Source organism: Arthrobacter sp. TMS2-4 (genome assembly GCF_054511075.1).
Genome location: NZ_JBTNDI010000008.1, coordinates 38,547 through 59,216, shown reverse-complemented (window position 1 = coordinate 59,216; position 20,670 = coordinate 38,547). Strand labels below are relative to the sequence as shown.

Below are 20,670 nucleotides of genomic sequence, written 5' to 3'. Positions count from 1 at the left end.
CCAGAGACGCTGCCGCCCGCACTGCACGAATCACCGGAGCCCCCGTCATCACGACGGGGGCTCCGGTGCGTTAACCGGTGCGGGGATTCAGCTGCACGAGGTCGCGTCGACGTCGATGCCGAGATTGTGGGCCACGGAGTAGTCGCGGTCCGGGGACGAGAACGCCACGACGATGTTGTCGGCACTGCCGTGGGTCACTCCGTCGGCGAGTTCCACCGTGACGATGATGTTGACATGCGCGTCGGGGAGGAAGCGATAGCCCTCCGCAGGCACGGGCGGCCCGATCGGTTCGGCCGCCCTGGTCGGCGGAGGAGACGCGGCGTGCTCCTCGTGCCCGCCCGTCGCGGGTCCCGCGTGGTGGTGTCCCTCGCGGTTCGCCGTCTGCACCTCGGCCGACAGAAGCTCGAGGCCGTCGGGGCTGCCGAGCGCCATCTCGCCGAACGTGAACGTCTCGAGGGTCGGGTTGTGCAGCATGACGGTGTAGCGCAGGCGGCTGTCCTGGGGTTGGACGCCGCACAGTTCCGCGCCGTCGACGCCCACGTTGAGGGGATCATCGCCGAGGTCGCTGCCCACCGGCTCCGCCCGGCTGCCGTCCCGACCACCGGCCGGGTCGGTTGCCGATCCGCTGCCGACGTCCGTGGTGTTCACCCCGAGCGGGTTCTCCTCGACGGACCCGCAGCCGGCGAGTGCCAGGGACGACGCGAGAGCGACGGCGAGGAACGCGGGGCCGCGACGGCGTGGCAGTGCGGTCAGGAGTTTCACGGTGAGCCCATTCATGTCGGCCGGCCGCCGGAGGACCGGCGCTGGTGCCTGGGATTCGTTCCGCACCCCGCGGCGGCTTGGTCCGGTGGCGGGGCGATCACCCCGCCACCGGATGCGGGCCCTCAGGCGAGGGGCGTGCCGCCGGTGACGCCGAGGATCTCGCCGGAGACGTACCGGGCGTCGTTGGAGGCGAGGAAGACGTAGGCGCCGGCCAGTTCCGCCGGTTGCCCCATGCGTCCGAGTGGTGTGCCCTCACCGAAGGATTCCAGCTTCTCACTGGTCGTCGTCGCGGGCTGGAGGGGCGTCCAGACGGGGCCGGGGGCGACGGCGTTGACGCGGATGCCGCGCTCCCCGAGCAGCTCGGCCAGGCTGGACGTCAGGTTGTTGAGGGCGGCCTTCGTGGCGGCGTAGTCCATGAGGTTCCGCGACGGGTGGTAGCCCTGCACGGACGTGGTGTTGATGATCGACGCCCCGGCGCTCAGGTGGGGCAGGGCGGCCTGCGTGAGCCAGATCGTCCCGTACACATTGGTCTCGAAGGTGCGCCGGAGCTGGTCGGCGTCGACGTCGGGAAGGCCGTTCGGCTGGGCGATGTGGTAGCCCGCGTTGTTCACGAGGATGTCCAGACCGCCGAGGCCGTCCACCACCTGGGACACCGCCGAGGGTGCGTAGGACTCGTCCCGGAGATCGCCCGGCACGGCCAGGGCCGTCCGGCCCTCGGCGCGGATCAGCTCGAGGCAGCTGGCGCCGTCCTCCTCCTCCTCGGGGAGGTACCCGATGGCGACGTCGGCCCCCTCCCGCGCGAAGGCAAGGGCCACGGCCCGGCCGATGCCCGAGTCGCCGCCGGTGATGAACGCGCGTCGGCCGCTGAGGCGCCCGTGCCCGGTGTAGCTGTCCTCGCCGTGGTCGGGGCGCGGATCCATGCGCTCCGTGAACCCGGGATACTGCTGCAACTCGGTCGAGGGATCGACGGCGGGCCCGCGCGGGTCGTCGTGGTCGAGGGTGCCCGATGGTTCGTTCGACATGATGCTCCTGGTGGCAGTGGGAGGGTGAATACTAAGCCTACTGCGCATTGTGTTTGCGGCGTCAGTCCTCTAGTAATGGACATATGACTGTGATCCTGAGGTCCCTCGAAACCGCCGTACCCGAAACGATCATGGTGCAATCCCAGGTCCGCGATGTCTTCGCCGCACAACCGGGCCTCACGCGGCTCGGCCAGCGCCTGGTCGGCGCGGCCTTCGACTCCTCCGGTATCGAGACGCGCTACACCGCCGTCAAGGAACTCACCCTCGACGGCGCGTCCGAGGACCCCGTGTTCTTCGACCAGGAGGAACTGCTGATCCTGACGCCGAGCACGAAGACCCGCAACGAGGTCTACGCCGAGGAAGGCACGAAGCTCTTCGTCGAGGCGGCCCGGAAGGCTTTGGACGCGGCCGGGGGCATCGAGGCGGCGGACGTCACGCATGTCGTCACCGCGTCCTGCACCGGTTTCTTCGCCCCGGGCCCCGACTACAAGGTGGTGCGTGCGCTGGACCTGGCGCCCTCGGTGCAGCGCTACCACCTCGGCTTCATGGGCTGCTACGCGGCCTTCCCGGCCCTGCGCGCGGCCAAGGCCTTCTGCGACGCAGACCCCGACGCCGTCGTCCTCGTGATCGCCGCCGAGCTGTGCTCGCTCCACGTGCGGTCCTCCAACAACCCCGACACCATCGTCGGCTCGTCGCTGTTCGCCGACGGCGCCGCAGCGGCGATCGTCTCCGCCCGGGATCTTCCCCTGACCGGGCCGGCCCTGACCCTCGACCACTTCGAGACCGTGCTGACCCCGGTCGGCGAGGAGTCCATGGCATGGAACATCGGCGACGAGGGGTTCGAGATGGTCCTCGGCACATACGTCCCCCACATCATCGACGACCACATCATCGGGGCCCTGGAACCCCTGCTCGCAGGCGATGCGTCGCTGCAGGGCCTCGATTACTCGGAGATCGAGCACTGGGCCATCCACCCCGGCGGACGGAGCATCCTGGACAAGGTCGAGGCCAAGCTGGGCCTGACCCGCGAGCAGCTCGTCCCGGCCCGCGAGACCCTGCGGAACTACGGCAACATGAGCAGCGCGACCGTGATGTTCGTCCTGAAGCACATCCTCGACCAGCCCGCCTCCCACGGGAACGACCGCATCTGCTCCATGGCCTTCGGTCCGGGGCTCACGGTGGAGACGGCCCTGCTCACCAGGATCGGTGCCGGGCCGGGCGCCGCGGCACCGGAAGCGGCACCGACGACGGCGACGGCGCCGGCACCGACGAGAGCGACGGGCGTGAACGACTCCGTGAGCGACCCCGAGGACGACGTGCCCGCCGATCTCGCGCCCATCCTCACCGATGCGGGCGCATGAGGCCCCGGGGGTTCCTTGCCGAGCGTGACCCGGATGCCGTCGAGGAGATGGACCGGCCCGATTGCGACCCCGACAGGCTCGACCGTACGTATGCCCAGTTCGGCATGGTCAACGCCGTCGTGTCCGGCTGGCGGCGCACCTACACCGCGCTGCTCCGTCCCGCGTTCTCGCGGGACCGCACCAACACGCTCCTGGACATCGGCGCCGGCGGTGGCGACGTCCCCCGCGCGCTGGCCCGCTGGGCGCGGCGGGACGGATTCCCGCTCGAGGTGACCGCGATCGACCCCGATGAGCGCGCGCACGCCTTCGCGACCTCGCGCCCTCCCGTGGCGGGCCTGTCCTTCCGCAGGGCGCTGAGCGAGGAGCTCGTGGCCGAGGGGGCGACATTCGACGCCGTGATCTCCAACCACGTGCTCCACCATCTGGACCCCGGCGCGTTCGACGGCCTGCTCCGGGACTCCGAACGCCTGGCGCGCACGGTTGCGGTGCACAGCGATATCGCACGGCACCCGCTCGGCTACGCCCTGTTCTCCGTGGGCACCCTCCCCCTGCCGGGCTCGTACATCCGGCAGGACGGGCTGACCTCCATCCGCCGCAGCTACACGCCGGTCGAGTTGCGCGCAGCGGCGGACGGACACGGGCAGTGGACGGTCCGCACAGCCGTCCCGTTCATCAACCTGCTCGTCCTCGACCGGAGCGCTCCGGCGGGAGTCCGCGATGCATGACGTGATCGTCGTCGGCGGCGGGCCCGTCGGCCTCTACACGGCCCTGCTGCTGCGCCAGGCGGGGCTCGACGCCGTCGTCCTGGAACGCCGCACGGAGCGCAGCAGCCATTCGCGGGCCATCGGCATCCACCCGCCGGCACTGCGGGCGCTCGACACGGGCGGCATCGCCGACGACCTGCGCGCGCGGGGGGTGCGGATCCGGGACGGGATCGCCCGGAGCGCGGGCCGGCACGTGGGCACCGTGTCCTTCGCCGCCCTGCCGGGCAAGGAGACGTACGTCCTCGCCGTGCCGCAGGCCGTCACCGAGGAGATCCTCGAGCGCCACCTCGAGGACGGCTTCCCGGGCACGCTGCGCCGGGGCGTCGCCGTCGTCAGCACGCACGACGCCGGGGACCACGTCCTGGCCGTCACCCGGGAGCAGGGTGAGGACACCGTACTCCGGGCGGGACTGGTCATCGCGGCGGACGGCGCCCGGAGTTCCATCCGCGACGACGCCGGAATCCGTGCGCCCCTGCACCGCTACCCGGACTGCTATGTCATGGGCGACTTCCAGGACGCCACGGGTGACGGCGACGACGCCGTGCTGTACCTGGAGGCCGGCGGGATCGTCGAATCGTTCCCCCTTCCCGGAGGCGTCCGGCGCTGGGTGGTGCGGGTGGGCTGCCCGGTCGAGCGCCCTACGGCCGCGGACCTCACCCGGCTCATCCGGGAGCGGACGGGGGTCGGCGTCGACCCCGGGACCAACTCGATGCTGAGTGCGTTCGAGGTGCGATCGCGGCTCGCCCGTCGCCTGGTGTCGGGGCGCATCGTGCTCGTGGGCGACGCCGCCCACGAGGTGTCCCCCATCGGTGGGCAGGGCATGAACCTGGGCTGGCTCGACGCCGTCGACCTGGTCCCCATCATCGCGGCGTCCCTGCGGGACGGGCAGGACGTCGCCGCCCGGCTGGCCCGGTACGAGAAGGACCGGCGCGCGCAGGCGGCCCTGGCCCGCCGGAAGGCCGCCATCAACATGGCCCTCGGGCGGCCCCTGCCCGGTCCGATCCTGCGCCCCCGCAACGCGCTCCTCGGGGCGCTGATCAGGAACAGCACCGTCCACGCCGGCGTGGCCCGCGCGTTCACCATGCAGTAGCTGCCCTCCCGGTGGCACGGCAGAACCCCGCAGGAACCACTGCCGGGCGCCGGATGGCGCGGGGCGGTGGTCGCTGCGGGGTTCCGTGGTGCGTCGGAAGCTACTTCCGGAGCAGGCCCTTCTTGACGTTCTCGGGGCGCTGCATCTCGCCCTGCTTCGCACCCATCACGACGACGATGCCGCTGATGACGGGCAGGAGCCACTGCGTGATCTTGAGCTGGGACTGCGCCTTGGTGAGTTCGTCGCTCGCGCCGGGGCGGGGCTCGGTGGCGCCCGCGCTGCCCTGCTCGGCGAGCTCGCCGACCTTCTTGCCGAGCATGCCCGAGTACAGCGAGAGGACCATGCCGAGCACGGTCACGACGGACTTCAGGACGGTGTTGGATCCGACGGAGTCCTGGGCCGCGACGCGACCCTTGTTGCCGAGGATCAGGCCGATACCTCCGGCGGCGTGAGCTGCGAATGCCGCGACCTGGACCGGGGTCCACTTCGCCCAGCCGAGCGAGGACAGGCGCGTACGCTCCTTGGGGTCCTTCGCCTTGCCGGTGGCTCCGTTGAGGCCGACGGCGCCCATCAGGGTTCCGCCGAACCAGGCTGCCGCGCCGAGATCGTGGGCGGATCGTGCCAAAAGATTTCCTGCCATGATGTAAAGCTCCTTCGAGGTTGGTTCGACCTACACCCAACAACTATCAGCCTGCTTAGGATTAGTCCATGGCGCGCCCCGGATTTTCCCCGGGGTTCGCATCCTGGCCCGAACCTGCTACGAAAGGTCCTCCATGCCTGAGAACCAGCACGACCTCGACGAGATCTGGCCGCAGTGGAAGGACGCGGTGACCATGAGCCCGTCCGAGCTGGAGTCGTGGCTCGACACCGAGGAATCCCGATCGGTGGGCCAGAAGGAGGAGGACGGCGGTGAGTCCGTCGGCCACCGGTCCGGCCGGAAGATCATCGACATCCTGCGTACCAAACGGGACGACCTCACGAGCGGAGACGTGGAGCACATGCGCAAGGTCGTGGGATACGTCCACCGCCATCTCGCCCAGAAGCCCTCGAAGGACATCGAGACCTCGAAGTGGCGGTACTCCCTGATGAACTGGGGCCATGATCCGCTGACGTAGCGGATGCGACGAGGGGACGCCCCGTAGGGAGCGTCCCCTCGTCTTCCGAACTGCTACTTCTTCGACAGCGCGCTTTCCTTGTGCGCGGCCTGCTTGCCCGACTTCGCGCTCTCCACGGTGTAGTAGGGCTCGTCCTTCGAGGCCTTGAACGTCTGGTCGGCGAAGCTGAATTCCTTGACGTGCTTCTCCACGACCTTGCCCTCGGTGGTGCCCTGCGGTGTGTTCCAGGTGACCTTGTCGCCCTTGCTGAATGCCATGGGATTCCTTCCTCGGTGTACGGGGTCGCGCGGTTCTCCCGACACTCTCACCCCGTGGGGGAAAAGGAAAGCCTACTGATCGAGGTGCGTGGGAGCGAACAGTCGCAGGAGCGTCTCCACCACGACGACGTTCGGGCCGTCCGCTGCGAGGCTCTCACGGAGCGCCTCGCCGACGTCCCCGGGTGCCACCCTGCGTGCAGGCACCCCGAAGGATTCCGCGAGCGCCACGAAGTCCGGCCGGGCGAGCTCGGTGGCCGTGGCCTGGCCGAAGGCCCCCTCCATGTACTCGCGGAGGATGCCGTAGCCGCCGTCGTCGACGATCAGCCAGGTGACGGGGATGTCGTGCTGCCGCGCGGTGGCAAGCTCGGCGATGGAGTACATCGCGGAGCCGTCGCCGGAGACGGCGAGGACACGCGCGGGACGTCCGTGCGATTCCAGCCCGACGGACCCGCCGATCGCGCCCGGGAAGCCGAAGCCGAGGCCGCCGGCCCCCTGGGCCGAGTGGAACTGGCCCTCCCGGGCGTCCCAGCAGCTCCAGGCCCAGTAGGCGGAGATCGTCATGTCCCAGAAGGTTTGCATGCCGGACGGTACGGCGTCGCGGATGTCCTGCATGAACGCGCGTTCCTTGCCGAGGTCCTGCGTGTCGAGCCGCGCGCCGACGCGTCCGAGGGTCTCGGCGACGAGCGCGGCGGCGTCGTACCCGGGCAGGCGGTCGCGCTCCAGCGGCTCGAGCGCCTCGTCGAGCGCGGCGAGCGCCTGGCCGGCGTCGGCGCGGATGCCGAGCGCAGGCCGGTTGGACTCGAGGACGCGGGGTTCGGCGTCGATCTGGATGATGCGGCCGCGCGGCTCCAGCGTGAAGTAGTTGGAGGTCACCTCGCCGAGGGACGAGCCGATCACCAGCAGCACATCGGCGTCCTCGAGGACCTCCGTCACGTAGCGGTCCTCCACCCAGGACTGGAGGGAGAGTTCGTGGTTCCAGGGGAAGGCCCCGTTGCCGCCCGGCGAGCAGACGACCGGCGCCCCGAGCTTCTCGGCGAGGGAGAGCAGCCACTTCTCGGCCCGGCCGCGGCGCGCGCCACCACCGGCGACGATCGCGGGCCGCGTGGAGTCCTTCAGCCAGGCGACGGCCTCGCGCACCAGCTCGATGCGCGGGGGGTTGTCGAAGGGCTCCGCGAGCGCGTCCTCCACCTGGGGGACCATCACGGGGTCCAGCAGCACGTTCTGCGGTACCTCGACCCAGACGGGGCCCTGCGGCGAGGACACCGCCTCGGTCCACGCGTCCTGGATGGCGGACGGGATGCCGGAGGCGTGCTGGATCAGCCGCTGGCTCTTCGTGACGTTCGCCGCGGATGCCTTCTGGTCGTCCAGCTGGTGCAGCATGCCCTTGCGCCGTGCACCCAGGCCCTCGAGCGGGATCTGGCTTGCGACGACCACCATGGGCACACCGGTGGCGTACGCCTCCTGCAGTCCGGCGAGGGAGGTCAGCGCGCCGGGGCCGGTCGACAGGAACAGGACGCCGACGTCGCCGGTCGCCCGGGAGAAGCCGTCGGCGGCGAAGGCCGAGTTGTTCTCCACGCGCGAGGAGACGAACCGGAGGTCGGAGCGGGACAGCGCGTCGAACAGGCCGAGAGCGTGCTGGCCGGGGATGCCGAAGACGGTCGTCGCCCCGAGTGCGGTGAGCGTCTCGACCACGAGGTCACCGCCGTTGCGCTGGCCGGTGAGGGGGGCGGGGGGCGCGGAGGCGGCGCCGGCGGTGATGTCCATCTACTGCTCCTCGGTCGTCGGGGCTGCGGGGGTGAGGGTGTCGGCCATGAGGGTCACGAGGTCGTAGGCGACGTGGGACGCCGCGACCCCGGTGAGCTCCGCGTGGTCGTAGGCGGGCGCCACCTCGACGACGTCGGCGCCGACCAGGTTCAGCCCGCGCAGACCGCGGAGGATCTCGAGCAGTTCACGGCTCGTGATGCCGCCGGCCTCGGGTGTCCCGGTGCCGGGGGCGTGGGCCGGGTCGAGGACGTCGATGTCCACCGAGACGTAGAGCGGGCGGTTCCCGATGCGCTGCCGCAGCTTGTCCACCACCTCGTCGACGCCCTGCCGGTAGACGTCCGAGGAGGTCACGATGCCGAAGCCGAACCGGCGGTCGTCCTCGAGGTCCCGGACGCCGTAGAGGGGCCCGCGGGTCCCGACGTGGGAGATGGCCTCGGTGTCGAGGATCCCTTCCTCGACGGCGCGCCGGAACGGGGTGCCGTGCGTGTACTCGGCGCCGAAGTAGGTGTCCCACGTGTCCAGGTGGGCGTCGAAGTGCAGCATGGCCACGGGCGACCCCGCACGCTCGGCGGCCGCACGGAGGAGGGGCAGCGCGATCGTGTGGTCGCCGCCGAGCGTGACGAGGCGCGCCCCGTCGGCGGTCAGGTCCAGTGCGTTCTGCTGCACCGTCTCGATGGCCTCGTTGATGTTGAACGGATTGACGGCCATGTCCCCGGCGTCGGCCACCTGGACGCGCTCGAACGGCGAGACGTCGAGTGCGGGGTTGTAGGGCCGCAGCAGGCGCGAGGCCTCGCGGATGTGGTTGCCGCCGAACCGGGCGCCGGGGCGGTAGGACACGCCGGAGTCGAACGGGACGCCGACGACGGCGATGTCCGCGCGGTCCACCTGGTCCAGGCGGGGCAGGCGCGCGAAGGTGGCCGCTCCTGCGTAGCGGGGGATGCGGGAGGAGTCGATGGGGCCGAGCCGGCCGCCTCCCGTGACGCGCAGTTCTTCCACAGTGTCCGTCCGATCCGGGCCCGAAAAGTTGCCCAATATGCATCAAAGGTTTTGTATCAGGCTATTGCGGTGGTGCGGCCCGGTCAAGGAATGTCGGCATGACGGGAAGGAGAGGTCCGGACGCGGCGAACCGGACGGACCGGGCCGGCGTCACCTGCCGGAGGCCGCCGGGACGAGCGTCCACAGCACCACGGCCTCCCGGCCGTCCGGGTTGATCCACGTGTGGGGCTCCCGCCCCGGGAAGGTGAGGGTGTCCCCGGCGCCGAGGTCGTAGCGGCCGCTCGAGAAGACCAGCACCAGGCGCCCCTCGATCACGTGCACGGTCTCCACCTCGCAGTCCACCGAGTACAGCTCGTCCTCACCCCGCCCATGGGGTTCGACGACGGCACGGATCACCTGGAGCCTCCGCTCCGAGCGCGCCGTCAGGAGCCTCTCGGCGATGCCCTGCCCGCCCAGGCTGACCCGGGGCGCGTCGGCGAGCCGGGTCAGGTGGGTCTCCGGCACCAGGAACAGGTCCCCCACGGAGATCGACAGCACCTGGCACAGCGTCACGAGCGAGGCCACGGACGGCGAGGTCAGGTCCCGTTCCACCCTGCTCAGGAACCCCTTCGTGAGGCCGGTGGAGTCGGCGACCTGCTCGATGGTCATGCGCTGGGCCTGCCGCGCAGCACGGATCCGCGATCCGATGGCCACCGGAGCGTTGGTGGGTTCGACGGGCAGAGCCTTCATGCGTGTCCTCTCCTACGACGATCGCGTGCGCTCCACTGCGGGGCGGACGTCACACTAACATGTCACGGTTGACGCGTGACCTGCGTCACCCGTAGCCTATATGGCAACAATAGTTGCCTTATAGACACCAGACCGCGACGTTCCCCGAAGGATTTCCTCATGCAAGCAGTCAACATCGCCATCGTGGTGGCCTATCTCGTGGCCATGCTGGGCTTCGGGTGGTGGGGGAAGTCCCGCACCCGGAACGCCAGCGACTATCTCGTCGCCGGGCGCCGCCTCGGCCCCCTCCTTTATACCGGCACCATGGCTGCCGTCGTCCTGGGCGGCGCGTCCACGGTGGGCGGGGTGGGTCTGGGCTACCGGTACGGCATCTCCGGCATGTGGCTCGTCGTGGCCATCGGCACCGGCGTCCTGCTGCTCAGCCTCCTCTTCGCCCCCACCATCCAGAAGCTGAAGATCTACACCGTCTCGCAGATGCTCACCCTGCGGTACGGGCACCGCGCCACGAGGGTGTCCGGGATCGTCATGCTCGCCTACACCCTCATGCTCTGCGCGACGTCGACGGGCGCCTACGCCACGATCTTCGTGGTGCTGTTCGGCTGGGACCGCGCGCTGTCGATCGCCGTGGGCGGCGCGATCGTCCTGGTCTACTCCACGATCGGCGGCATGTGGTCCATCACCCTGGCCGACATGGCCCAGTTCGTCATCAAGACCATCGGCGTCTTCGCCCTCATGCTGCCCTTCTCCCTCGCCGCGGCCGGCGGCTTCGACGGCATCGCCGAACGCGCGGGCGACGAGTTCTTCAGCATCACCGGGATCGGCGCGCAGAGCATCATCACCTACTTCGTGGTCTACACGCTGGGCCTGCTGATCGGTCAGGACATCTGGCAGCGCGTCTTCACCTCCCGGACGCCGGAGATCGCCCGCTGGGGCGGGGCGACCGCCGGCATCTACTGCATCCTCTACGGCATCGCGGGCGCCGTGATCGGCATGAGCGCCAGCGTCATCCTGCCCGCGATCGAGTCGACGGACGACGTGTACGCGGACATCGCCCTGAACGTCCTGCCGATCGGTGTCGGCGGTCTCGTCCTCGCGGCGGCCGTCGCCGCGATGATGTCGACGGCGTCGGGCGCGCTGATCGCCGCCGCCACCGTGGCCCGGACCGACGTCGTGCCGTTCGTGGCCGGCTGGTTCGGGAAAGGCGGCGGCGAACGGTCGTCGTCGGAGCACGACGTCGCCTCGAGCCGCTGGTGGGTCCTCGGCCTCGGCCTCGTCGCGATCGCCCTCGCCGTGATCGTCCAGGACGTGGTGGCCGCCTTGACCATCGCGTACGACATCCTCGTCGGCGGGCTCCTCGTCGCGATCCTCGGCGGCCTCGTCTGGCGCCGCGGCAACGGGCTCGGCGCTGGCGCCTCCATGGCGGCCGGGACGCTCGTCACCCTGGGCGTCATGACCTACCTCGAGCTCACCGCGGAGAACCAGTACGACGGTATCTATGCGAACGATCCGATCTACTGGGGGCTGGCCGTGTCGGCGATCGTCTACGTGGCGGTCTCGCTGGGCACGCGACCCACGGAGACGGCCGTCATGGACGCATGGGACCGCAGGGTCGCCGGCGACGTGCCGGAGGACGTCCCGACGGACGTCCCGGTGACCGAGGCTCCCTGACGGTCGGACGACGAAGGGCTCCCGGCAGCAGCCGGGAGCCCTTCGTCGTCGAGGCGGAAGCCTGCAGTCCTAGCGGTCGACGGAGGACGATCCCCCGGAACGACCGCCGGCGCCCGCCGGCCCCGCCGGTCCGGCCGGGAGGTCGTCGTCGTCGCTGTCGTCGTCGAGCTCCTCGACCGTCCGCTCCTGCAGGGCCCGGCGCTCGTCGGCGTCGTCGACGGCCGCCATGGCCACCGCCTTCTTGGCCTCCTGCTCGTCCGGCGGAGTCGAGCTCAGGCCGTGGCCCGTCTCGTCGAGGGCCGTCTGCATCTCGGCCTCCTCGATCTCCTTCGGGGTGATGTTCTCGTCCTTCTCCCCGTTCCAGGCCTTGATGGCCGCCCAGGTGACCGCGGCGACCGGGACGGAGAGGATCGCGCCGATGATACCGGCCAGGATGGTGCCGGCGGTCAGGGCGAAGAGAATGACGAGCGCGTGGACCTGCAGCGTGCGACCCATGACCACGGGCTGCAGGAAGTTGCCTTCGAGCTGGTTGACCACGATGACCACGATGATGACCATGAGCGCGGTGAACGGCCCGTTCGCCACGAGCGCGATCAGGGCTGCGAGGACACCGGCCAGCGTCGCCCCGACGAGGGGGATGAAGGCGCCGACGAAGACGATGGCCGCCAGGGGAAGCGCCAGGGGGACATCGAGGAGGAAGAGTGCGAGGCCGATGAAGAACGAGTCCACCAGGGCCACGATCGACGTTCCGCGGACGTAACCGCCGAGGACGGCCATGCTGCTGTAACCGACGCGTCGTGCCTTGACGAGGCGCTTGCCCTTGAAGGCACGCAGCATGAAGGCCCAGATCTTCTCGCCGTCCTTGAGGAAGAAGAACAGGATGACCACCATGAGCAGGGCGCCCGCGAAGAAGTTCCCCGCCGCGCTGAGCCCCGAGATCGCCCCGGCACTCGCCGTGCTGCTGGTGGCGAAGTCGATCGCCCAGTTGCGGGCTTCCTGGATCTGCGTGTCGTCGATCGGGATGGGACCGTTCTGCGCGTACGCGTAGAGCTGGTCGAAGCCCTCCGTGGCGCTGGCGATCAGCTCGTCGGCCTGGCCCACGACGGCGAAGACGATGCCGGTGATGAGCCCGCCGAAGACCAGCAACAGGAGCAGGAAGGACACGGCGGTGGCGGTGGAGGCGCCGAGGCCCTTCCGCCGCAGCCAGTTCACGAAGGGCCCGATCGCGGCCGCGAGGATGATCGCCAGCAGGATCGGGATCACCACGAGCCTCACCTGGATCAGCGCGTACACGGCCACCACGCCCAGGACCAGCAGCAGGAGCACCTGCGCCGACCGGATGCTGGCGGTACCGAGACTGTCACGCCACGGGCCCTTCACAGCGGGCATCGCGGCCCGCACGTCGCTCGACTCGGTCATCGACCGTCACCTTTTCCTTCGGCCGGATGGCCATCGTTGATCAGTTGGGAGCGCACCTCGCGGCGGAGGACCTTGCCGATCAGTGATCGGGGCAGGTCCTCCACCTGCACGATAGTGCGTGGGACCTTGTAGGCGGCGAGAGCGCCGCGACATGAAGCGCGCAGCGCCTCGACGTCGAGGGCTGCGCCGGGCGCGACGACGACGGCGGCAGCCACGTCCTCGCCGCCGCCGGCGCGCGGGAGCCCCACCACGGCGGTGTCCACGACGCCGGGCTGGGCCCGCAGGACGCCCTCCACCTCGCTCGGCGAGACGTTGAACCCACCGGTGATGATGAGTTCCTTGATGCGGTCCACGATCGTCAGGAAACCGTCGTCGTCCATCGTGACGATGTCGCCGGTCCGGAACCAGCCGCCGTCGAGCAGGGCGTCCTCGGTCTCGTCGGGCCGCCGCCAGTAGCCCTGGAACACCTGGGGCCCCTTGAGGAGCAGCTCTCCCGCCTCGCCCGGGGCGCGATTCCGGCTCGGATCCTCCGGGTCGACGATGCGCACGTCGGTGCCGGGGAACGGCACGCCGATCGTGCCGGGCCGCCGCGTGGGGCCGATCGGGTTGCCGGCCGAGACCGGGGACGTCTCGGTGAGTCCGTAGCCCTCGATGAGGTAACCGCCCGTCGCCGCCTCCCAGGTCTCGACCGTCGCCTGGGGAAGGTTCATGGCTCCGGAGATCGCGAACCGGATGCTCCTGAGGTCCACCCCACGCTCGGCCGCACCGGCTGCGAGCCGGTCGTAGATGGGGGGCACCGCCGGCAGGAAGGTGGGCGGGCTGTTCGGGATGGCGTCGAGCACCAGCGCGACGTCGAAGCGCGGGAACAGGACGAGCTTCGCGCCGATGCTCACCGCGAAGGTCACGCACAGCGTCAGCCCGTAGGCGTGGAACATGGGCAGCACGGCGTAGACCGTCTCGCGCCCGACGTCGAGGCCCGGCACCCAGGCCCGCCCCTGCGCAGCGTTCGCCAGCAGGTTCCGGTGGGTGAGGACGGCGCCCTTGGGGACACCCGTGGTGCCGCTCGTGTACTGCAGGACCGCAGTGTCCTCCGCGGTGGGCCTCGGGTGCCGGTCCGGCAGCGGCCGGTGGTGCAGCAGGTCCCGCCAGGAGACCAGCCTGCGGGGACCGGTCAGTTTCTCGCGGGTCGTGAGCGCGGCCCTGGCGTCGCGTGCACGACGGACGGGGAGCTTCAGCGCGAGCCGGCGCGAGACGGGCATCGCCCCGATGAGGTCCACCGACACGACCGTGGTGACGGGGATGTCGGCCGGCAGCTGCTGCACGCTCGGCACCACCCTGTCCCACACGACCGCTACCTTCGCGCCGTGGTCCTCGAACTGGTGCCGCAGTTCGCGGTCCGTGTAGAGGGGGTTGTGCTCGACGACGATCGCGCCGAGCCGGAGGACGGCGTAGAACGCGACGATGTGCTGGGGGCAGTTCGGCAGCACGAGGGCCACGCGGTCCCCCGCCCCGACGCCGAGGGCCAGCAGGCCGGCCGCCGCCCGATCGACTGCCGCACCCAGCGCCCCGTAGGTCGTCGTGGCGCCGAAGAACTCGAGGGCTGCGCCGGGACCGTGGGCTTCCACCGACGCGTCGAGGAGGTCGGACAGCGTGCCCTCGGGCACGCTGAAGGACCGGGGCACACCGGGAGCGTAACTCTCGACCCAGGGACGGGCTGCCAAATCCATAAGCCTGCTTTCTGTTATCCGTTCGACTGTATCGCGCAGCCGGTGCGTTCCGGTACTCGAACATACCGCCGGCTCCCGAGAGACCGGCCACGACGGACACCGCCCCGTCCGGTAGCATGGTCTGCCGAAGGGGAGTAGCTCCGCACCCGGTGTGCGCGGCCTGTCGACATACTGGCGCCATCGGCGCCCGGCAGTCCACCGGTGGAACCGGCGAGCGAGACCTTCGGCCGATATGACGCAGCTGTGGTCCCCGGCCGGAGTGTCCTGCTTCGGACCGGGGTGCGCACCCGCCCCCAGCAACCGGAGCATTTTTTGGACAGTCCCGAGAACACCCCTGTACAGCCCCCCTCCCGCGACGACGTGAGGCGCTGGCGCCAGTACCTCGCCGACGAGCGTGCGGAGGCTGCCACCTACCGGCATCTCGCCCGGCGCAGGACCGGCGAGGAACGCGAGATCCTCCTCGGCCTCGCGGAGGCCGAGGGCCGCCACGAGGCGCACTGGCTGGCGCTCCTCGGCGACCAGGCCGGGCGGCCCCTGCAGCCCTCCGTCCGCAACCGGCTCCTGGGCGTGCTCGCGCGGCGCTTCGGCTCCGTCTTCGTCCTCGCCCTCGCGCAGCGGGCCGAGGGCCGCTCCCCCTACGCGGCCGATCCCTCGGCCACGAATGCGATGGCCGCCGACGAACTGATCCACGAGGAGGTGGTGCGCGGCCTCGCGACCCGCGGCCGCAACCGGCTCTCCGGCAACTTCCGCGCCGCCGTGTTCGGCGCGAACGACGGCCTCGTCAGCAACCTCGCGCTGGTCATGGGCATCGGGGCGACCGGCGTCCCGACGTCGTTCATCCTGTTCAGCGGGCTGGCCGGCCTGCTGGCGGGCGCCCTGTCGATGGGCGCCGGCGAGTACGTCTCCGTCCGGTCCCAGCGCGAACTCCTGTCCGCGACGCGCCCCACGCAGATCACGCTGACGGCGGCCAAGGAACTCGACATCGACGCCAACGAGCTGGTGCTGGTGTATCGCGCCAGGGGCATGACGCCCGCCGCGGCGGAGCACCGCGCGGCCGAACGGCTGGGCCTGTTCAGCTGTGACTGCGATCCGAGCTTCTCGCTGCAACCCGAGGAGGACGACGCCGTCGACGAGCACGAGGCGGTCGGCACGGGTTTCGGGGCTGCCGCCTCGAGCTTCTGCTTCTTCGCCTCCGGGGCGATCATCCCGGTCCTGCCGTACCTGCTGGGGCTCAGCGGCATCCTCGCCGTCGTCGTCGCCTGCCTCCTCGTGGGACTGGCCCTGCTGGCGACCGGGGCCGTCGTCGCTCTCCTGTCCGGCGCCTCACCGCTGCGGCTGGCTCTCCGGCAGCTGGGCATCGGACTCGGTGCCGCGGCCGTGACGTACGGGCTCGGCCTGCTGTTCGGCACGTCCGTGGCCTGATCCGGCAGGCCGTCCCTGCGGGCCGCGGGGATGCCGGACCAGCCGGGCGTGCAGCTGCGCGCATCGTCGGCAGCGACCCGCTGTCGGACCTCGCCGTCCTGTCGGCGGAGGGCAGCACTCCCCCGCCCGTGCCCTGGGGGATGCCACCGGCCTGCGTGTCGGGCAGCTCGTGGTCGCACTCGGCAACCCGCTCGGTCTGGCCGTCCCGATCACCCCGATCACCCGCGAGATCATCGACGCGCTCATCACCAGGGGCCGCGTGCGGCGGGCGTGGCTGGGCCTGGTCGGAGCCCAGATCACGCTCTCCCCCGAGCTCGCGGCCCGCGTCGGGTCGCGTACCGGGATGCAGGTGGCCTCCGTCGTCGCGGGCAGCCCCGCCGCGGGCGCCGGGGCACGGGCCGGGGACGTCGTCGTGTCCCTCGATCATTCCGCGGTCCGCAGCGCGACGGGCGTCCAGCGGCTCATGGTCGAGACGGCGATCGGCCGCCGGATGGAGATGACGGTGTGGCGCAACGGCGCCCTGGTGGACATGGTCCTGCACCCCGAGGAGCTGCGCACGTCGTGACGGAGGCACCGGCCGTCCTCCGGCCCGGGCCTAGGCGGGGTCGCGCTGCTGCAGGACGTGGTCCTCGAGCTTGCCGAGGGTCGCCTCGATGCTCGCCGGATGGCGGCGCGTGAACCCGGTGAGCCTGAACAGGAACCGCCACCGCACGGCACGGCCGTCCCACTCCTCACGCACGAGCGTCCCGCCGTCCCGGGGTTCGAGCGTGTAGCGCCAGACGTGGGCGGAGAAGTGCCGCCACGCGATCCGGCGTCCCTCCTCGAACTCGACCACGCGGTTGAGTATCTTGTAGGACGGTCCCATCTTCATGTCCATCCCGAACTTCGCGCCCAGCGACAGGCGGGCCGGGCCGTTGGGCTGCTCACCGCGGACCGTTCCCGACCCGTCGATGACGCTGTGCAGCGCCGGTGTCGCGAGGACCTCGAAGATGCGGTCGGCGGGTGCCGCGATGAGGCGTTCCCTGGAGATGAGGTACGCGGAGTCCGTGCCGGGCGTCGTCGTCATGCCTTCATTCTGCCTGCTCCGGCGGTCCGCTGTCGGCAGCGCCCGGGTGGGACGCCGAAGGGCCCCCGCGATGAGGGGCCCTTCGGTGTCGGAGCGAGCCGTGGTCAGGGCCGCAGGAGCACCTTGATGGCGCGCCGCTCGTCCATGGCCTTGTATGCGTCCGCGGCGTCCTCGAGGGGCATCTCGACGTCGAAGACGCGTCCGGGGTTGATCGTCCCGTCGAGGACGTCCTTCAGCAGCTCCGGGATGTAGGTGTGCGCCGGTGCCATGCCGCCGCCGACGGTGATGTTCTTCGCGAACAGCACGCCGATGGGCAGCTCCGGCCCGCCGGCGGGGACACCGACGAAGCCCAGGTGTCCGCCGGGGCGCGTGCTGCGCAGCGCCTGGTCCATCGACTCCTTCGTGCCCACGCACTCGAGGACGGAGTCCGCGAGGACTCCCCCGAGCAGTTCGCGCACCTTGGCCACGCCCTCGTCACCGCGCTCGGCGACGATGTCGGTGGCGCCGAACTCGCGGGCGAGCGCCTGGCGGTCGGCGTGGCGGGACATCGCGATGATGCGTCCGGCGCCTAGGCGCTTCGCCGCGAGGACCCCGCACAGGCCCACGGCGCCGTCGCCCACGACGACGACGGTGCTGCCCGGGCCGACGTTCGCGGACACCGCGGCGTGGTGGCCGGTGGACATCACATCGGAGAGGGTCAGCAGGCTGGCCGTCAGGGCGGCGTCGGGCTCGGTCACGCCGTCCACTTTCCGCAGCGTACCGTCGGCCTGCGGGACGCGGACGGCTTCGCCCTGCGCACCCTGCACGACGTCGCCGTGCTCGTCGGTGCTGCCCCAGCCGACCAGGTGGTCGCACGCCACGGTCACACCGTTGACGCACTGCGGGCAGGTTCCGCAGCTGTCGACGAAGGGCGCGATCACGAAGTCACCCACGGCGATGTCGCGGACGTCGTCGCCCACGGACTCGACGACGCCGACGAACTCGTGGCCGATCGCCTTCGGCTCCTTGGTGGGCCGGACGCCCCGGTAGGGCCAGAGGTCGGAGCCGCAGACACAGGACGCCGTGACCTTCACGACGGCGTCGGTCGGACGGATGATGCTCGGGTAGTCCCGGTCCTCGACCCGGATGTCGCCGGGCCCGTGGATGATGGTCGCGCGCATGGTGATCTCCTAGAAGCTTGCTTGACGCAATCGATTGTCCCCTCCCGTCACCTTACAAGCCGCGTGCGGGGAGGCTCTACCGCCGCCGCTCCCCACCGCCCCGTCGAGCCGGTGCTCGAGTTCCTCCGGGGTCTCCCGCGGGTGTCGGGAATCGAGCCGCGGCCGTGCCCTGCTCCGGCTGCCGGGCCTCGGTCCCTCCCACGCGAAAGCCTCCCCCGCACGGGTGCGGAGGAGGCTTGTCGGCTGACCGGGATCAGAGGGTCGCGTAGACCTCGCGGAGGAGCCTGGCGGTCTCGGACGGCGTCTTGCCGACCTTGACGCCGGCCGCCTCGAGGGCTTCCTTCTTGGCCTGCGCGGTCCCGGCGGACCCCGAGACGATCGCGCCCGCGTGGCCCATGGTCTTGCCCTCGGGGGCCGTGAAGCCCGCGACGTAGCCGACCACGGGCTTGGTCACGTTCGCCTTGATGAACTCGGCGGCGCGCTCTTCGGCATCTCCGCCGATCTCGCCGATCATGACGATGGCCTTGGTTTCGGGATCCGCTTCGAAGGCCGCAAGGGCGTCGATGTGCGTGGTCCCGATCACGGGGTCGCCGCCGATGCCGATGGCCGTCGAGAAGCCGAGGTCACGGAGCTCGAACATCATCTGGTAGGTCAGCGTGCCGGATTTCGAGACGAGGCCCACTCCGCCCTTGCCCGTGATGTTCGCGGGGGTGATGCCCACGAGGGACTCGCCGGGCGTGATGATGCCCGGGCAGTTAGGTCCGATGATGCGGGTGATCTGCTTGCCGTCGGCGTCGACCGTCGACTGGGCGAGGGCCCAGAACGCGGCCGAGTCCTGCACGGGGACACCTTCGGTGATGACCACCACGAGGCCGATGCCGGCCTCGATGGCCTCGACGACGGCGTCCTTCGTGAAGGCCGGCGGGACGAAGACGATCGACACGTCGGCGCCGGTCTCCTTCATGGCTTCCTCCACCGTGCCGTACACGGGGAGGGTGACGTCGCCGTGGGTGACCGTGGTGCCGGCCTTGCGCGCGTTGACGCCGCCGACGACCTGGGTCCCGGCGTTCAGCATGAGGGCGGTGTGCTTGGTGCCCTCGCCGCCGGTGATGCCCTGGACGATGACCTTGGAATCCTTGTTGAGGTAGATAGACATACGGGTGTTCCCTTACTTTCCGTTGGCCAACGCGGCAGCCTTGTCGGCGCCTTCGTCCATGGTGTTGGCGAGCGTGACCAGCGGGTGGTTGGCGGCGGCGAGGATGCGGCGGCCCTCGTCGACGTTGTTGCCGTCGAGGCGCACCACGAGGGGCTTGTTGGCTTCGTCGCCGAGCATCTCGAGGGCCTTCACGATCCCGTTGGCGACGGCGTCGCATGCCGTGATGCCACCGAAGACGTTCACGAAGACGCTCTTGACCTGCGAGTCGTTCAGGATGACGTCGAGGCCGGAGGCCATCACCTCGGCGGAGGCGCCGCCGCCGATGTCGAGGAAGTTGGCGGGCAGCACGCCGCCGTGTGCCTCACCGGCGTACGCGACGACGTCGAGGGTCGACATGACGAGCCCCGCGCCGTTCCCGATGATGCCGACCTGGCCGTCGAGCTTGACGTAGTTGAGGTCGTGTTCCTTGGCCTTGGCCTCGAGGGGATCGGTCTCGGCGGAGTCCTCGAGCGCGGCATGGCCGGCCTGGCGGAATCCGGCGTTCTCGTCGATCGTGACCTTGCCGTCCAGAGCGAGGATCTCGCCGCTGCCGGTCTTCACGAGCGGGTTGACCTCCACGAGTGTGGCGTCCTCCTTCACGAAGACGTCCCACAGCTTGAGGATGGTGTGGACGACGCCCTCACGGAGTTCGGGCGCGAACCCGGCGGCGTCGACGATCTCCTCGGCCTTGGCCTGGTCGATGCCCGTGCCGGGGTCGACGGCGATGCGCGCGAGCGCATCGGGTCGCTCGACGGCGAGCTGCTCGATCTCCACGCCGCCTTCCACCGAGCACATGGCCAGGTAGTTCCGGTTGGAGCGGTCGAGCAGCACGGAGAAGTAGTACTCCTCGGCGATGTCCGCACCCTGGGCGATCATCACCTTGTGGACCGTGTGCCCCTTGATGTCCATCCCGAGGATGTCCGACGCATAGGTGAAGGCCTCATCGGGGGTCTTGGCGACCTTGACGCCGCCGGCTTTGCCGCGACCGCCCACCTTGACCTGGGCCTTGACGACCACGACACCGCCGATCTTCTCGGCTGCTGCCTTTGCTTCTTCTGGAGTCTGCGCCACGATGCCGGCCAGCACGGGAACCCCGTGTGACTCGAAGAGATCGCGCGCCTGATATTCAAACAGGTCCACTTAGCTAGTGTCC

Annotated in this window: 20 protein-coding genes; 7 read left to right on the top strand and 13 right to left on the bottom strand. The window is 70.4% G+C overall.

Annotated features, from left to right (window positions below; genetic code table 11):
* Positions 1 to 87: 87 nt before the first annotated feature.
* Entirely contained in the window at positions 88 to 762 is a 675-nt protein-coding gene (locus tag ACX80F_RS11555; RefSeq protein WP_459336540.1) for a hypothetical protein, read from the bottom strand.
* 122 nt (positions 763 to 884) lie between these two features.
* On the bottom strand, positions 885 to 1,784 hold the full coding sequence (locus ACX80F_RS11550) for an SDR family oxidoreductase (RefSeq protein ID WP_459336539.1): 900 nt from the start codon (positions 1,782 to 1,784) through the stop codon (positions 885 to 887).
* A gap of 83 nt (positions 1,785 to 1,867) precedes the next feature.
* Here ACX80F_RS11550 and ACX80F_RS11545 point away from each other — a divergent pair, with 83 nt between their 5' ends.
* Genes ACX80F_RS11545 through ACX80F_RS11535 form a run of 3 tightly spaced genes read left to right on the top strand, consistent with a single transcriptional unit; the run spans position 1,868 to position 4,999 of the window.
* Positions 1,868 to 3,145, top strand: coding sequence for a type III polyketide synthase (locus ACX80F_RS11545; protein ID WP_459336538.1), 1,278 nt, complete (start codon positions 1,868 to 1,870; stop codon positions 3,143 to 3,145).
* Positions 3,142 to 3,870 (top strand): class I SAM-dependent methyltransferase, encoded by a 729-nt coding sequence (locus ACX80F_RS11540; protein ID WP_459336537.1) that lies wholly within the window; start codon positions 3,142 to 3,144, stop codon positions 3,868 to 3,870. The genes ACX80F_RS11545 and ACX80F_RS11540 overlap by 4 nt, the downstream gene beginning before the upstream one ends.
* Positions 3,863 to 4,999: an FAD-dependent oxidoreductase gene (locus ACX80F_RS11535; RefSeq protein WP_459336536.1), complete on the top strand. Its 1,137-nt coding sequence runs from the start codon at positions 3,863 to 3,865 to the stop codon at positions 4,997 to 4,999. The genes ACX80F_RS11540 and ACX80F_RS11535 overlap by 8 nt, the downstream gene beginning before the upstream one ends.
* A 100-nt stretch (positions 5,000 to 5,099) precedes the next feature.
* Here ACX80F_RS11535 and ACX80F_RS11530 read toward each other — a convergent pair whose 3' ends face one another.
* Entirely contained in the window at positions 5,100 to 5,639 is a 540-nt protein-coding gene (locus tag ACX80F_RS11530) for a hypothetical protein (RefSeq protein WP_459336535.1), read from the bottom strand.
* A gap of 133 nt (positions 5,640 to 5,772) precedes the next feature.
* Between ACX80F_RS11530 and ACX80F_RS11525 the strand changes: the two genes are divergently transcribed.
* Positions 5,773 to 6,114 (top strand): DUF3140 domain-containing protein, encoded by a 342-nt coding sequence (locus ACX80F_RS11525; RefSeq protein WP_459336534.1) that lies wholly within the window; start codon positions 5,773 to 5,775, stop codon positions 6,112 to 6,114.
* Between the two features lie 53 nt (positions 6,115 to 6,167).
* Here ACX80F_RS11525 and ACX80F_RS11520 read toward each other — a convergent pair whose 3' ends face one another.
* The 4 genes from ACX80F_RS11520 to ACX80F_RS11505 form a co-directional block, all read right to left on the bottom strand.
* Complete coding sequence (locus tag ACX80F_RS11520) at positions 6,168 to 6,371, bottom strand: hypervirulence associated TUDOR domain-containing protein (RefSeq protein ID WP_459336533.1); 204 nt, start codon at positions 6,369 to 6,371, stop codon at positions 6,168 to 6,170.
* A 72-nt stretch (positions 6,372 to 6,443) separates the two neighbouring features.
* Complete coding sequence (locus ACX80F_RS11515) at positions 6,444 to 8,135, bottom strand: thiamine pyrophosphate-binding protein (RefSeq protein WP_459336532.1); 1,692 nt, start codon at positions 8,133 to 8,135, stop codon at positions 6,444 to 6,446.
* Entirely contained in the window at positions 8,136 to 9,131 is a 996-nt protein-coding gene (speB, locus tag ACX80F_RS11510) for an agmatinase (RefSeq protein ID WP_459336531.1), read from the bottom strand. It abuts the gene before it with no gap.
* A gap of 150 nt (positions 9,132 to 9,281) precedes the next feature.
* Positions 9,282 to 9,860 carry a helix-turn-helix domain-containing protein gene (locus ACX80F_RS11505; RefSeq protein WP_459336530.1) on the bottom strand — a complete coding sequence of 193 codons (579 nt, stop codon included), beginning with the start codon at positions 9,858 to 9,860 and terminating at the stop codon, positions 9,282 to 9,284.
* Between the two features lie 159 nt (positions 9,861 to 10,019).
* On the opposite strand from ACX80F_RS11505, the gene ACX80F_RS11500 reads away from it, so the two are divergent.
* Positions 10,020 to 11,528 carry a sodium:solute symporter family protein gene (locus ACX80F_RS11500; protein ID WP_459336529.1) on the top strand — a complete coding sequence of 503 codons (1,509 nt, stop codon included), beginning with the start codon at positions 10,020 to 10,022 and terminating at the stop codon, positions 11,526 to 11,528.
* Between the two features lie 69 nt (positions 11,529 to 11,597).
* Here ACX80F_RS11500 and ACX80F_RS11495 read toward each other — a convergent pair whose 3' ends face one another.
* On the bottom strand, positions 11,598 to 12,947 hold the full coding sequence (locus ACX80F_RS11495) for an AI-2E family transporter (protein WP_459336528.1): 1,350 nt from the start codon (positions 12,945 to 12,947) through the stop codon (positions 11,598 to 11,600).
* Positions 12,944 to 14,674 carry a long-chain-fatty-acid--CoA ligase gene (locus tag ACX80F_RS11490; RefSeq protein WP_459336527.1) on the bottom strand — a complete coding sequence of 577 codons (1,731 nt, stop codon included), beginning with the start codon at positions 14,672 to 14,674 and terminating at the stop codon, positions 12,944 to 12,946. The genes ACX80F_RS11495 and ACX80F_RS11490 overlap by 4 nt, the downstream gene beginning before the upstream one ends.
* A 312-nt stretch (positions 14,675 to 14,986) precedes the next feature.
* Between ACX80F_RS11490 and ACX80F_RS11485 the strand changes: the two genes are divergently transcribed.
* Together ACX80F_RS11485 and ACX80F_RS11480 are read left to right on the top strand one after the other, a co-directional pair.
* Positions 14,987 to 16,096, top strand: a complete 1,110-nt coding sequence (locus ACX80F_RS11485) for a VIT1/CCC1 transporter family protein (protein WP_459336526.1) — start codon at positions 14,987 to 14,989, stop codon at positions 16,094 to 16,096.
* A 169-nt stretch (positions 16,097 to 16,265) separates the two neighbouring features.
* Positions 16,266 to 16,661, top strand: coding sequence for a PDZ domain-containing protein (locus ACX80F_RS11480; protein WP_459336525.1), 396 nt, complete (start codon positions 16,266 to 16,268; stop codon positions 16,659 to 16,661).
* Between the two features lie 30 nt (positions 16,662 to 16,691).
* Here ACX80F_RS11480 and ACX80F_RS11475 read toward each other — a convergent pair whose 3' ends face one another.
* The 4 genes from ACX80F_RS11475 to sucC all read right to left on the bottom strand — a co-directional run bounded on the left by ACX80F_RS11475 (position 16,692) and on the right by sucC (position 20,657).
* Positions 16,692 to 17,162 (bottom strand): SRPBCC family protein, encoded by a 471-nt coding sequence (locus ACX80F_RS11475; protein WP_459336524.1) that lies wholly within the window; start codon positions 17,160 to 17,162, stop codon positions 16,692 to 16,694.
* Positions 17,163 to 17,266: 104 nt separating this feature from the next.
* Positions 17,267 to 18,322: a zinc-dependent alcohol dehydrogenase family protein gene (locus tag ACX80F_RS11470; protein WP_459336523.1), complete on the bottom strand. Its 1,056-nt coding sequence runs from the start codon at positions 18,320 to 18,322 to the stop codon at positions 17,267 to 17,269.
* 253 nt (positions 18,323 to 18,575) lie between these two features.
* On the bottom strand, positions 18,576 to 19,478 hold the full coding sequence (gene sucD, locus ACX80F_RS11465; RefSeq protein ID WP_459336522.1) for a succinate--CoA ligase subunit alpha: 903 nt from the start codon (positions 19,476 to 19,478) through the stop codon (positions 18,576 to 18,578).
* Positions 19,479 to 19,490: 12 nt separating this feature from the next.
* Positions 19,491 to 20,657, bottom strand: a complete 1,167-nt coding sequence (gene sucC / locus ACX80F_RS11460; protein WP_459336521.1) for an ADP-forming succinate--CoA ligase subunit beta — start codon at positions 20,655 to 20,657, stop codon at positions 19,491 to 19,493.
* Positions 20,658 to 20,670 lie beyond the last annotated feature (13 nt).